Raw genomic sequence first — 12,585 nt, 5'->3', positions numbered from 1 at the left:
AAGGTAACTTTAGTCTTTCCGGGCTTAATCTCTCCTTACCTTTTCGGCAGCGCTTTCTCGGTCGATTGATCTTGATGTACAGAGTCTAAGGTTTCGAGAAGCATTAAGCTTCGATCTAATTTCACTTAGCAGACTGATCAAAAGCAGGCCGATCCGGGCACAATACAATTTGCGCGCATTGTCGCCGTTCAACCTGCCACTATCGGCGACGTGACCGAGCATGGGTTGAATTCACACCGAATCGTTCCTTCATTTCCATTGGACGCGAAAAAGCGCACCAAATTGCTCGCATGGCGAGGGGACAGGCTGGACAAATATCGGCTCAATCAGAAGCCGGTCAGCAGAAATCTTGAAAAGTTCCTAAAATGTTCTATATTTGTTCTCATGTGGAACGGAGGTTTTCGAGCTATGACCAACGCTGCCCGCCAAAGCTGGTTTGATGCGCCCAGCAACGACTATCACATGCTGCCGGTGACGGACCGGCAGATGCGCTATGCCCGTGCCATTGCGGAAAAGTCTGCTCTGGAAATTCCAGTTGAGGCGCAGCGAGACCGAAAATCAATGTCGGACTGGATTTCGGCACACAAACCTAACGATCCTTCACCCTTCGCCAATTACCCGACTGGCAAGCAGGTGGCCTTTGCCGAACGTATTTCACGCAGCAAACGCCGGCCTATCCCTTCCGAGTGCTTTCGCGACAAGCAACGCATGTCGCAGTGGATTGACAGCAACAAATAGACTCTGTTGCGAGGGTATTCAGGGGTCAGTGTGGATGCCTGTTGTGTTCGCGCCCATACAGCCCAACTGCCGCGGCCACGAACAGGCCCAGCAGAATGTAGCCGGTGATCGCTTCGGCCACTGCCAGGCCGCGGCACAGACCGGCGGGCTTCAGATCTCCAAACCCAACAGTCGTGAAAGTCACATATGAGAAATACAGAACATCGGCCGGACCTTTTGCGCCGACAACACACAGGTCATAATAGCCGAACGCGCCGTAAACCGCAGCGAACAGAAACGGCACCACCTGAATGAACGATATTCCCATCAACAACAGCTGACGCCGGGGAGACGTGACCTGAGTCATGTAGTACCAGGTCTGCGAGATCAGCCACAGCACCAGCGCGCCCGAAGCAATCGCGCCAATTGTGTTCCCTGCCGTGGTCTCGTTGAGGCGGGAAAGAGCGTACCAGGCCAGAAAGCTGACCAGAACCAGCCCGAAGGCGGCGGCCAAAGTCGATTTCCATTCTTCTAGCGTTCTTGGTTCGGTCGACATGGGTGTTCCGGACAGTTGCGTATGCGCGATCATCCGCATTCCGGCGGAAATCGACAACCCTTAACGCGTGGCGATCAGTTCACGCCCAAATGCGCGTCCCCACGGGCGCGGGCCAGTGCAATCTGTTTCTGCCGTTCGCGAAAGCGCATCTTGTCCGCCTCCGAGGTCTCATTGATGCAATGATGGCATGAAACGCCATGCTCGTATTCTGGCCGCTTCGTGTCATCCGGCAGAATCGGGCGCCGGCAGCCATGACACAGATTATGCGGCCCTTCGACCAACCCGTGCCCGACTGAGACACGGTTGTCGAACACAAAACATTCCCCCTGCCAGGTGCTGTCTTCGGCCGGAACCTCTTCGAGATACCGCAGAATCCCACCTTTCAGGTGATAGACATCGTCGACCCCCTGTCCCAGCAGGTAGTTGGTGGATTTTTCGCATCGGATACCACCAGTGCAGAACATGGCGACACGTTTGGTGTGGAAACGGTCCTTATTCGCCTCCCACCAATCCGGAAAATCGCGAAAGCTGGCTGTTTTAGGGTCTATTGCGCCCTCAAAAGTGCCGATCGCCACCTCATAGTCGTTTCGCGTATCGATCAGTACAACGTCATCCGAGCGGATCAGGTCGTTCCAGTCTTCAGGTTCGACATAGTGACCGACGCGGGCCTGCGGATCGACATCCGGCTGCCCCATTGTCACGATCTCTTTCTTCAGGCGCACTTTCATCCGGCCAAAGGGCGGGTGATCCGACGAAGCCTCTTTCCATTCCAGATCGGCGCAACCCGGAAGGGCGCGGATATGGGCCAGAACAGCATCGATCCCGGATCGCGGGCCTGCAATTGTGCCATTGATCCCTTCTTGCGCCAGCAGCAGGATTCCTTTGACGGACTGCGCCTGACACAGTTCCAGCAATGGCTCACGCAGTGCGGCGTGATCGGCGAATCGGGTAAAGTGATAGAGAGCGGCGATTGTGTACATGCGCGCGATCTAATACCACCCGCGCAGAGTCGCAAGAGAACGGATTGACGCCCCCCATCTGCCCGCCTACCGATAGATCGACGAAAGGAGGTCAGCATGACTCATGCCCTGATCGTGATCGATGTTCAGAACGATTTCTGCCCCGGCGGCGCGCTGGCTGTTCCCGGCGGCGACGAAGTGGTTGTCCCAATAAATGACATGATGGACGATTTCGACGCGGTCATTCTGACCCAGGACTGGCACCCGGAGGGGCATTCATCATTTGCAAGTTCGCATCCCGGCCGGAACCCATTTGAATCGGTCGAAATGCCTTATGGCTCCCAGGTTTTGTGGCCGGATCATTGCATTCAGGGCAGCCAGGGCAGCGCGTTTCATGCGGCGCTCAGAACCGACGCGGATTTGATCATTCGCAAAGGATTTCGCCCTGCCGTCGACAGCTATTCGGCCTTTTTTGAGAACGACCAGACGACACCCACCGGCCTGGAGGGGTATCTGAACACCCGAGGCATAACCAAACTGACGCTTGTCGGGTTGGCCACTGATTTTTGTGTTCAGTTTTCAGCACTTGACGCGGCGCGTCTGGGATTTGACGTGACTGTCCGGATGGCGGCCTGTCGCGCCATTGATCTGGACGGATCCTTGAAGGCGGCGGAAAACGCGATGCAGAAGGCCGGCGTCACCCTGATCTAAGGCGTCGCGCCGGCTGCTGCCAGAAATCTGAGCAAGACAATCAACAGCACAGCCAGACCCAGCGCGATTCCAACGCGCCAGGGCAGCGTCCGCCGTTTGGGCGGCACCGGTTGCGGTGCGCTGTCCGGTTCAGGCTGAATGTAGGGCAGCAACTGTATTGGTGGTTTTCGGCGGCGTTTCCCTTGTGGGCGGGCGGTTTTGATGCCGTTCAGAAACGCCCACAAATCAAATTCACCACAATACTCGCCCGCCAGGCCCGTGGCCTTGATATTGGCAAAAAGGCGCTGGATGACGAGGTTTCGCAAATCCTCGTCTTCTGCCCGGTAGATACCATTGGGCAAACTGCTGTTCCGGGTTTCAAAATCGAACCCGGCATCCACAAACATCTTGCGGATATTCGGTGACGTGTCGCGCAGGGCTTCTGCCGTCTGAAAGTCGCGGAACAAGGCTCGGGCCCGCGTCTTCCCATTTTGCGAAGCTTCTGTGTCCGCCTGAGCTGGCTCCACTTCGTCCTGTGCAATCGTTACAATATCAAAGTCGTACTCGAGACCCATTCACTAAACTCAACTCACATGTCCATCCCCTCTTTTCACTAACCCGTGAAAAGCACACACAATTTGCCCGCAATGTGACTGGACCTTGTCATTGTCACCAATTGGGCGACTCTTGCCATTCATCGTTCCGATTGATCTAACAATGGAAATCGCAGGAGTTCCACATGGTCGATATTGCGACACGCGTGTACAATCACAAATGGAAGATCGACCCGATTGTCCGGTCTTTGATCGACACGGACTTCTACAAACTTCTGATGTGCCAGTCAGTGTTTCGAAATAAGCCCCAAACGGACGTCGTTTTTTCGCTGATCAACCGGTCGAATCACATTCCGCTGGCGAAACTCATCGATGAAGGCGAACTGCGCGAGCAACTGGATCATATCCGCTCGCTCAGCCTCAGCCGCGGCGAAAGCACATGGCTGCGCGGCAATACTTTCTACGGAAAGCGGCAGATGTTCCGGTCGGATTTCATGGAATGGTTCGAAAACCTGCGCCTGCCGCCCTATCACCTGGAACGCAAAGGCGATCAGTACGAGCTGACCTTTGAGGGCAAATGGCACGAGGTCATGCTGTGGGAAATCCCGGCGCTGGCGGTGTTGATGGAACTGCGGTCGCGCGCGGTTCTGAATGACATGCGCCGGTTCGAACTGCAGGTACTATATGCCCGTGCGATGACCCGGGTCTGGGAAAAGATCGAACAACTGCGCGGTATTGGCGGCTTGGGGATCGCCGACTTCGGAACCCGCCGGCGTCATTCCTTCCTGTGGCAGGACTGGTGCGTTCAAGCGATGATCGAAGGGCTGGGCAGTTCGTTCACCGGAACGTCGAACTGCCTGATCGCGATGCGACGCGAGGTCGAGGCCATCGGCACCAATGCCCATGAACTGCCCATGGTTTATTCCGCACTGGCCGATAGCGACGCGGACCTGGCCCAGGCGCCTTATGACGTCCTGAGCGACTGGCACGAGGAACATGACGGCAACCTGCGGATTATCCTGCCCGATACCTATGGCACCAAGGGGTTTCTGGACAGCGCGCCCGACTGGCTGGCCGGATGGACCGGCATTCGTATCGACAGCGGCGATCCGGCCGCCGGTGCCGAGATTGCCATCGACTGGTGGAAATCCCGCGGCGAGGATCCGCGCCAGAAACGTATCATTTTTTCAGACGGGCTGGATGTTGCAAAAATTCAGGAATTGCACGGCCAGTTTGCGGAACGGGTCAACGTGTCCTTCGGTTGGGGGACCCTGTTGACAAATGATTTCCGGGGGCTCGTGCCAGATGATGCGCTGGCGCCGTTTTCGCTGGTGTGCAAGGCAGTTTCTGCCAATGGCCGACCGACAGTGAAGCTATCGGACAATCCCGAAAAGGCTATGGGTCCGGCGGATCAGATCGAACGCTACAAGCGCGTGTTCGGAGTTGGCGCGCAAAAGGCGATCGAAGTGATCGTCTAGATCATCGCCCGTGGAAAGCCGCCACCGTTTTCAGTTGCGAAAACCCGTACAGCGCCTCGAACCCTTTTTCGCGTCCGTGACCGGATTTTCCCACCCCGCCAAAGGGTAATTCGACCCCGCCACCTGCACCGTAATTGTTGATGAACACCTGTCCCGAACGCAGTTGTTTCGCCAGCCGCATCTGCCGCGCCCCGTCGCGGGTCCAGATGCTGGCAACCAGACCATAATCGGTGCTGTTTGCTATATTTAGAGCCTGCTCCTCGGTGTCGAAAAGGATCAGAACCTGTACCGGGCCAAATATCTCGTCCCGGGCCAGGACGTGATCCGGCGGCACGTCCGAGAATAGGGTCGGGCGAACATAAGCGCCGCTTTCCGGCGCACCCTCAGCGATCCGCCCCTGTGCCGCGATTTTCAGATCGGAACCTTTTTCAAGAAACCCGGTCACGATCTGCTTTTGCCGGTCCGAAATCAACGGGCCGACCCGCAAATCCTGCATCGCCGGTCCGACAGACAACTGTTCATAAGCTTGGGCCATGCGCGATCGGACCTGATCGTAAATACCGCGCTGCACCAATATGCGAGACGAGGCGGAACAGGTCTGGCCGGCATTCTGAATACCTGCGTTCACCAGAAACGGCAGCGCAGCATCCAGATCGGCATCGTCAAACACCAGTTGAGGGGACTTTCCGCCCAGTTCCAGCGTCACCGGCACCACGTTGCGCCCCGCCGCCTGCTGCACCAATGCGCCCGTGGCAACGGATCCGGTAAATGAGATGTGGTCGACATCCGGATGTGCCGACAGCGCCGCTCCGGCCTCGGCCCCAAGCCCGGGCACGACGTTCAGTGCACCGGGCGGCAAGCCGGCTTCAATCGCCAGATGCGCAAAAGCCAGCGCGGTCAGGCATGCCTCTTCTGCGGGTTTCAGAACACAGGCATTGCCCATCGCCAACGCGGCGCCCACAGACCGGCCAATGATCTGCATCGGGTAGTTCCAGGGCACGATATGGCCGGTAACCCCGTGCGGCTCGCGCAGCGTGTAGACAGTATAGCCGTCCAGATACGGAATCGTCTGGCCCGTGACCTTGTCTGCTGCGCCACCGTAGAACTCGCAATAGCGCGCCAACGCAACTGCATCTGCGCGAGCCTGGGTCAGAGGTTTACCAACATCCATCGCCTCGAGAGCGGCAAGGTCTTCGACCTTTTCCAGAACCAGTTGCCCCAAGCGGGTCAGAATACGCCCTCGGTCCAGCGCCGTCATTCGGCCCCACGCTCCATTCGAAGCGGACCGGGCCGCGCCAACAGCAGCATCGATATCCTGCTTCGTACCGCGCGCAATCCGGCAGATTTCTGTTCCGTCCGAAGGATTGGTCAGGGGCAAGGTGCCGCCGCTAATCGGTAATATCCACTCGCCTGCTATCAGACACCGAGTTGGGTCAAACCAGATCTGATCAGTCATTCAATGTCTCCAATTCAGGCTCTAACAAGGCAGTTTACGCGGCACCTCGATTGTAATCCGGCAGCTTTGGCGCAGCGGAAATCAGCTTTTGTGTATAAGGATGCTGAGGATTGCTGAAGACGGCTTCAGTCTCACCCTGTTCAACAATTCGTCCGGATTGCATCACCATGACCCGATCCGTGATCGTGCGAACGACGCTCAGATCGTGGCTTATGAACAGATAGGTCAGATCATAGGTCGCACAAAGCTCGGCCAGCAGGTCAAGGATTTGCGCCCGAACCGATACATCCAGCGCCGAGACCGCTTCGTCAAACAGGATCAGTTCCGGTCGAATGATCAGCGCACGGGCGATAGCGATCCGCTGACGCTGCCCACCCGAGAATTCATGTATGTACTTTCCGGCGTCACCGGGGCTGAGGCCAACAGCCGTCAGCATCTCGGAAATCCTGTCCTGCCGCTCTGATCCCGTCGGCGGGGTGTCCAGCAGATGAAACGGCTCGGTGATCAGCCGCCCGACACGATGGCGTGGGTTGAAACTGCCAAAGGGGTCCTGAAACACCACCTGAATGTTACGGCGCACCGCAAGATTGGGCTTGTGGGCCGCAAAAACAGGCTGCCCGTTCAACAGAACCTGCCCACCCTGAACATCTTCAAGCCCTAGAATTGCCCGTGTTAGTGTCGATTTTCCACAACCAGACTCTCCGACCAGACCAAGGCGCTCACCCCGGCTAAGGGTAAAGCTGACGTCATCCACCGCGCGGTGGCGAGCAGGTGTTTCGAATAACCGCCTGCGGGGCAAACGGTAGTCACGAACGACATTTGTCACCTCCAGCAGCGGGCCCGGTCGAACGGGATCGGGAAGTGTGACCTGATGGTCCGAGGCTTCGAACAACATACGGGTATAGGGGTGCTGCGTGTTCCGCAGCAGATCGTTCGTTGCACCCCTTTCCACCACTTCGCCGTGGCGCATGACAATAATCTGGTCCGCCATGTCGGCGACAACCGCCAGGTCATGGGTGATCATCAGCAATCCCATGCCGTATTCGCGAACCAGCCCCTTCAAAAGGTCCAGAATCTGTGCCTGCGTGGTGACATCCAGTGCGGTGGTCGGTTCATCGGCGATCAGAAGCCGAGGTCGCAAGGCGATGGCCATAGCGATCACAACGCGCTGACGCTGACCGCCAGATAGTTCGTGCGGATAGCGCGACGGCGGAAACCTGTCGGGCGGCAGGCCGACGCGGGTCAGAACCTCGCGCGTTTGCTCACGGGCTTTGGCGGGTGACATCGCCTTGTGGATCAGAATCGTTTCCGTCACCTGATCACCGATCGTCATGACCGGGTTGAGCGCAGTCATCGGTTCCTGGAACACCATGCCGATGGCCGCGCCACGCAGGGCGCACATTTGGCTCTCGGACCGCTGCATCAGATCCTGTCCGTCCAGCTGAATGGTGCCGTTGGCCACCGCTCCGTTCGGCAACAACTGCATCACGGCCAGCGCGGTCATGGATTTGCCGGATCCGCTTTCACCGGTTACGGCCACGATCTGTCCGGGATCAATTGTCAGGCCGACTTGCCTGAGGATCGGCGCGCCATGAATCGACAATGACAGGTTTTCGATTTGCAGCAGGCTCATGTGCGGGCCACCCGAATACGTGGATCCAGAAAGTCGCGCAGACCATCGCCCAGCAGGTTCAGCCCCAGAACCGTGACGATGATCGCCACCCCCGGAATCAGAGCCAAATGCGGGGCAAAACTGACCATCGTCTGCGCATCCGCCAGCATCCGTCCCCAGCTTGGCGTGGGCGGTTGCGCACCCAGACCGACATAGGACAGGCCCGCCTCGGCCAGGATGCCAAGGCTGAACTGGATCGTGCCCTGCACGATCAGCAGATTGGCGACGTTGGGCAGGATATGTTCGATCGATATCCGCGCCGCGCCCTTGCCCGAGACACGGGCGGCAAGAATAAACTCCCGCTCCCACAGCGACAGAGCCGCGCCGCGGGTAATTCGGGCGAAGACCGGGATGTTGAAGATCCCGATGGCGATGATCGCGTTGATCGCACCGGCACCAAAAACAGCGGTGATCAGGATGGCAATAACCAGCGAAGGGAAGGCAAAGACCAGATCGTTGCCGCGCATGATCACCTCGTCCAGCCAGGATCCTTTGCGGGCGGCCGCCGCCAGTCCCAAGGGCACGCCCAGCACCATGCCGATGCCGACAGCCACCAGCGCCACGGCAATCGACGTGCGCGCACCGACCATGATCATCGAAAACATGTCGCGCCCGAAATGGTCGGTTCCGAACCAGTGCATTGGGTCCGGTGTCTGCAACTTGCCGGGGATGTTCAGCGTGGCGTGGTCGTAGGGCGTCCAGACAAATGACAAAAGGGCCGCCAGCAGAACCAGCGAGGATAGCGCAGTGCCGAGGATCAGGTTTCGGCTCATGTCCGGCTCCTTAACCTTGGATCAACGGCGGCGTAGGCCAGGTCGACCAGGAAATTGACGGTGATGACGGCGAAGACCAGCAGCATGACCACGGATTCCACTACGATCAGGTCGCGCGCCGAGATGGCCTGAAACACCAGTCGCCCGAGGCCGGGCAGATAGAACACTTGCTCGATGATGATCGAGCCGGCCAGAAGGAAGGAAAACTGCAGCCCGATGATGGTCAATACCGGGATCAGCGCGTTTCTAACCCCATGCCGCCACAGCGCCCGGCGGCGGGTCAGCCCCTTGGCCCGGGCAGTGCGCATGAAATCCTCGCCCAGAATGTCCAGAAGGGCCGACCGCATCACACGCGCCAGAATCGCCGCCTGCGGCAAGGCCAGCGCAATTGCAGGCAGGGTCAAGGAATGCAGACCGGTCCAAAGGCCATCCTTCCATCCTGCAAACCCTCCCGCATTGAACCAGCGCAGATTGATGGCGAAGATCAGCACCAGCATCATCGCAAACCAGAAATTCGGCACCGCGATGCCCAGCTGCGTGGCACCCATCACCGCCAGATCACCCGGCTTGCCACGGCGGGATGCTGCGTAGATCCCGGCGGGAAAGGCGATCAGGGTAGACAACGTCAACGCATAGAGCGCGAGGGGGAGCGACACCCAAAGACGATCCGCGATCATCTGGGAAACAGGTGTGCGATACGTGTAGGACGTGCCGAAATCCCCCACCAACATGCCGCCGACCCAGTTCAGATACCGTTGCAGCTTGGTCCCATCCAGCCCAAGTTCAGCCCGCAGCGCCGCCAAAGTATCGGGCTGTGCATTCACGCCCAGCATGAAAGAGGCCGGATCACCCGGCGCGACTTCGATCACCGCGAAGATGACGACCGAGGCGACGGCGAGGCTGATCAGCAAAGAAATCAGACGTTTGAGGGCATAGCGCAGCATCAGGACCACGTTAGGGGCGCATACCGCACGGGTCCAGCACCTAAGGTGTCATCAGAAAGGCAAAAACCGCATAGCCGACAATGGCTGCGTAACCCAGCGGGTAGATCCACTTGATTGCATAGTTGTCCAGCTTTCGCGCCACGTCCTCGCGACCGGACACTTTCAGTTTGCGCAGCGCGACATTGAACACGATCAGTGCCCCGGTCATCAGGAACATGCATTGCAATATGAAGTCCAGGAAAGTCAGGTAACCCAGCTTGGGCAGATCGGCAGAAATGGCCCAGTTGAAGGCCACGAATACCAGCAGGTTACCCCCGGCAATCTCGATCCGGCGGCGGTATTCATCCAGAAAAAACAGCGCCCACCCGACAGAGATCAGCACCAGCATCGGCAGGAATACCCGGATCACATAGTAGGTCAGGTGCCGGTGACCCTCGAAGGCCAGGGCAATCTGGTCACTATCCCGGCCGGACAGTCCGATCACGGTCGAGTGCTCGACCCGGGCGTTGTCCAAAATCCACTCTTCCTCGCCCAGCAGATCGCCGAGGCCTGAATACGCCTCGAGCGGGTAATAGGACACGTATTCAGTCGGAAAAACCGAGACGACTTCGAAATAGAACTGCTGCGTGTCGAAGGGGTATTTCCGGAAATCGAAATGCGGGGCCTGCAAGGTCAGCGAGGATTTCTCGGCATAGACAACATGCCCGTCATGGCGCACCGAGGCGGCGGCTTCATGGACCCACTTGTTGGATTGCTGATTATGCACCACAAACGCAGGCAAAACCGCCCCCAGTTCGCGGGCGTGATTGGCCAGCACCGAAGGGTTGAACACCTGAATTTCGCGTCCGACGTCATCCCGGTCAAAGGCCAGCGTCGGATCGGTCCATTCGGCCCTCAGTATGACGACGGCCCCATAATTTTCAGCCTTCTGATCCACGCTTGTGATCTGATCGATCCGGATACCGATCCCGACCTGCAGCGGGTTTTCCGGTGTCCCCTTCAGCGCGTGAAGCCCGCCGCCCAGCGTGTTCTGCGCCAATGCCAGCCCGCCCCCGATAAAAGAGAGGCATGTCATCACAGCCAGGAGACATATGACGCGGACCAGTTTCACATTCGGGCTCGCTTTGAGTTAGGGATCACCGAGGCCGCCAGACGCGGCCCCGGCGTGATATTATTCTGACCAGCTGATCCCGGTCAGATCAATTGCGGCGGTGGGCGCATTCTGCCACAGCCCTTGCACTCCGGCCCGGGCCACGCCCAGCTTTGCCAGCTGGAACAGATATCCATTGACGTAGTCATTCGAAATCAGCCGTTGCGCCTCGCCCAGAAGCCGTGCGCGTTCGTCAGGATCGGTCGTGGAATTCAAGGTATCCATCAGAGCCTGAAAATCAGTGCTGTCATACTGGAAATAATAGTCGGGGCGCGCATAGATACCGATATCCATCGGTTCCGTGTGGCTTACGATGGTCAGGCCGAACTCTTTGCCTTTGAACACCGTCTCAAGCCATTGCGCCCATTCCACGTTGATGATTTCGGCCGTTATACCGACCTCGGCCAGCTGCGCGGCAATGATTTCACCGCCACGGCGGGCATAAGATGGCGGCGGCAGATGCAGCGTGGTTTCGAACCCGTTTTCCAGACCCGCCTCGGCCAGAAGCGCCTTTGCCTTTTCAGGGTCGTAGGCAGAATTGCCGGTCAGATCCACATAAGCCGGGTTGTGCGGAGCGAAATGGGTGCCGATTGGCGTGCCGTATCCGAACATGGCGCCGTCGATGATGGCCTGACGATCAATAGCATGAGCCAGCGCCTGGCGGACGCGAATGTCATCGAACGGGGTCATCTTGTTGTTCGTCGACAGAATCGTCTCGCCCTCGGTCGAGCCGACCAGAACCTGAAACCGCGGATCGGCCTCGAACTGAGGCAGATTCTCGGGAGCCGGGTAAATGTCGAAAACGTCCACATCCTCGGCCATCATGGCGGCAAAGGCAGCGGTCGGGTCCGAGATAAACTTGAAGGTGGCCGTTTCCAGTGCGGGCTGGTCACCCCAGTAATCAGGATTGCGGTTCAGCGTAATGCTGTCGCCCTGAACCCAATTGCCAAAGGTATAAGCGCCAGTGCCGACCGGATTTGTCTTGATGTTTTCGATGCTTTCGGGCGCAACGATCACCGCGTCGCCCCAGGCCATGTTGAACAGAAAATTGCCATTGGGTTCCGACAAGGTGACTTTGACGGTCAGCGGGTCAACAACCTCGACATCCCGAATTCCGGCGAACAACGCCTTCTGCGCATTGGCGCTGTCTTCGGCGCGGGCGCGATCCAGACTGAACTTGACGTCCTCGGCATCCATGGTCGTGCCGTCATGGAATGTCACTCCGTCGCGCAGCGTGAAGGTGTATTCGGTGCCATCATCCGAAATCTCCCAGCTTTCCGCCAAACCCGGGACAACGGATCCGTCACCCATGAAACGGGTCAGGCCCTCGAAGATATTGGTGTAAACGACCGAATCTATCGCTTGTGCCGCCGCGCTTGTCGGGTCCAGATGCGGCGGCTCAAGCCCCATCGCTATTGTGATATCTGATTTGGCCAGGGCCTGGCTGGCAAACAGGCTGGCACTGACCGCCAGTGCTGACACAAAGGGTCGAAACATCTGTATTGTCACGAAATTAACTCCCCACTGAAAACAGACCGGCTCATGCTGTCACCGGCTTTATTGATAACAATGTCACTCTAAACCTCGGGTCATTCAAGGAAATGTTCGCGCAACCGGGGTTTCTTCGCCAGCGCGC

At 58.1% G+C, this 12,585-nt stretch carries 12 protein-coding genes; 3 read left to right on the top strand and 9 right to left on the bottom strand.

Going from position 1 to position 12,585, the window contains the following annotated elements; translation table 11 throughout:
• The first annotated feature begins 210 nt into the window (after window positions 1–210).
• On the top strand, window positions 211–738 hold the full coding sequence (locus tag ACR0J2_RS21325) for a hypothetical protein (RefSeq protein WP_480813772.1): 528 nt from the start codon (window positions 211–213) through the stop codon (window positions 736–738).
• Window positions 739–763: 25 nt separating this feature from the next.
• Here ACR0J2_RS21325 and ACR0J2_RS21320 read toward each other — a convergent pair whose 3' ends face one another.
• Window positions 764–1,306 (bottom strand): ion channel, encoded by a 543-nt coding sequence (locus ACR0J2_RS21320; protein ID WP_480813771.1) that lies wholly within the window; start codon window positions 1,304–1,306, stop codon window positions 764–766.
• A 41-nt stretch (window positions 1,307–1,347) separates the two neighbouring features.
• Entirely contained in the window at window positions 1,348–2,253 is a 906-nt protein-coding gene (gene trhO / locus ACR0J2_RS21315; protein WP_480813770.1) for an oxygen-dependent tRNA uridine(34) hydroxylase TrhO, read from the bottom strand.
• 96 nt (window positions 2,254–2,349) lie between these two features.
• Here trhO and pncA point away from each other — a divergent pair, with 96 nt between their 5' ends.
• Entirely contained in the window at window positions 2,350–2,943 is a 594-nt protein-coding gene (pncA, locus tag ACR0J2_RS21310) for a bifunctional nicotinamidase/pyrazinamidase (RefSeq protein WP_480813769.1), read from the top strand.
• Here the strand turns inward: pncA and ACR0J2_RS21305 are convergent.
• Entirely contained in the window at window positions 2,940–3,497 is a 558-nt protein-coding gene (locus ACR0J2_RS21305; protein WP_480813768.1) for a hypothetical protein, read from the bottom strand. The genes pncA and ACR0J2_RS21305 overlap by 4 nt on opposite strands.
• Window positions 3,498–3,661: 164 nt before the next feature.
• Here ACR0J2_RS21305 and pncB point away from each other — a divergent pair, with 164 nt between their 5' ends.
• Complete coding sequence (pncB, locus tag ACR0J2_RS21300) at window positions 3,662–4,954, top strand: nicotinate phosphoribosyltransferase (RefSeq protein WP_480813767.1); 1,293 nt, start codon at window positions 3,662–3,664, stop codon at window positions 4,952–4,954.
• Window position 4,955: 1 nt separating this feature from the next.
• On the opposite strand, the gene ACR0J2_RS21295 is transcribed toward pncB, so the two are convergent.
• From ACR0J2_RS21295 to ACR0J2_RS21270, 6 genes are all read right to left on the bottom strand, one after another.
• Window positions 4,956–6,410: an aldehyde dehydrogenase family protein gene (locus ACR0J2_RS21295; RefSeq protein ID WP_480813766.1), complete on the bottom strand. Its 1,455-nt coding sequence runs from the start codon at window positions 6,408–6,410 to the stop codon at window positions 4,956–4,958.
• A gap of 34 nt (window positions 6,411–6,444) precedes the next feature.
• Window positions 6,445–8,043, bottom strand: coding sequence for an ABC transporter ATP-binding protein (locus tag ACR0J2_RS21290; protein WP_480813765.1), 1,599 nt, complete (start codon window positions 8,041–8,043; stop codon window positions 6,445–6,447).
• A complete protein-coding gene (locus ACR0J2_RS21285) occupies window positions 8,040–8,855 on the bottom strand; it encodes an ABC transporter permease (RefSeq protein WP_480813764.1) in 816 nt (271 codons plus the stop codon). Before ACR0J2_RS21285 ends, ACR0J2_RS21290 begins: the two co-directional genes overlap by 4 nt.
• Window positions 8,852–9,799 (bottom strand): ABC transporter permease, encoded by a 948-nt coding sequence (locus tag ACR0J2_RS21280; protein WP_170612937.1) that lies wholly within the window; start codon window positions 9,797–9,799, stop codon window positions 8,852–8,854. The genes ACR0J2_RS21285 and ACR0J2_RS21280 overlap by 4 nt, the downstream gene beginning before the upstream one ends.
• A gap of 40 nt (window positions 9,800–9,839) precedes the next feature.
• Window positions 9,840–10,874: a ligand-gated ion channel gene (locus ACR0J2_RS21275; protein ID WP_480813763.1), complete on the bottom strand. Its 1,035-nt coding sequence runs from the start codon at window positions 10,872–10,874 to the stop codon at window positions 9,840–9,842.
• A 96-nt stretch (window positions 10,875–10,970) separates the two neighbouring features.
• Complete coding sequence (locus tag ACR0J2_RS21270) at window positions 10,971–12,446, bottom strand: ABC transporter substrate-binding protein (protein ID WP_480813835.1); 1,476 nt, start codon at window positions 12,444–12,446, stop codon at window positions 10,971–10,973.
• Window positions 12,447–12,585: the final 139 nt, after the last annotated feature.

Source organism: Ruegeria sp. CG4, from assembly GCF_056537185.1.
The sequence above is the reverse complement of the archived record's forward strand: the minus strand, read 5'-3'. Positions and strand labels throughout refer to the sequence as shown.

What these genes read in the sequence shown, in the direction of transcription:
- ACR0J2_RS21320 (WP_480813771.1), bottom strand. Translation starts at nt 1,306, where the DNA reads ATGATCGCGCATACGCAACTGTCCGGAACACCCATGTCGACCGAACCA.
- trhO (WP_480813770.1), bottom strand. Translation starts at nt 2,253, where the DNA reads ATGTACACAATCGCCGCTCTCTATCACTTTACCCGATTCGCCGATCAC.
- pncA (WP_480813769.1), top strand. Translation starts at nt 2,350, where the DNA reads ATGACTCATGCCCTGATCGTGATCGATGTTCAGAACGATTTCTGCCCC.
- ACR0J2_RS21305 (WP_480813768.1), bottom strand. Translation starts at nt 3,497, where the DNA reads ATGGGTCTCGAGTACGACTTTGATATTGTAACGATTGCACAGGACGAA.
- pncB (WP_480813767.1), top strand. Translation starts at nt 3,662, where the DNA reads ATGGTCGATATTGCGACACGCGTGTACAATCACAAATGGAAGATCGAC.
- ACR0J2_RS21295 (WP_480813766.1), bottom strand. Translation starts at nt 6,410, where the DNA reads ATGACTGATCAGATCTGGTTTGACCCAACTCGGTGTCTGATAGCAGGC.
- ACR0J2_RS21290 (WP_480813765.1), bottom strand. Translation starts at nt 8,043, where the DNA reads ATGAGCCTGCTGCAAATCGAAAACCTGTCATTGTCGATTCATGGCGCG.
- ACR0J2_RS21285 (WP_480813764.1), bottom strand. Translation starts at nt 8,855, where the DNA reads ATGAGCCGAAACCTGATCCTCGGCACTGCGCTATCCTCGCTGGTTCTG.
- ACR0J2_RS21280 (WP_170612937.1), bottom strand. Translation starts at nt 9,799, where the DNA reads ATGCTGCGCTATGCCCTCAAACGTCTGATTTCTTTGCTGATCAGCCTC.
- ACR0J2_RS21275 (WP_480813763.1), bottom strand. Translation starts at nt 10,874, where the DNA reads ATGACATGCCTCTCTTTTATCGGGGGCGGGCTGGCATTGGCGCAGAAC.
- ACR0J2_RS21270 (WP_480813835.1), bottom strand. Translation starts at nt 12,446, where the DNA reads ATGTTTCGACCCTTTGTGTCAGCACTGGCGGTCAGTGCCAGCCTGTTT.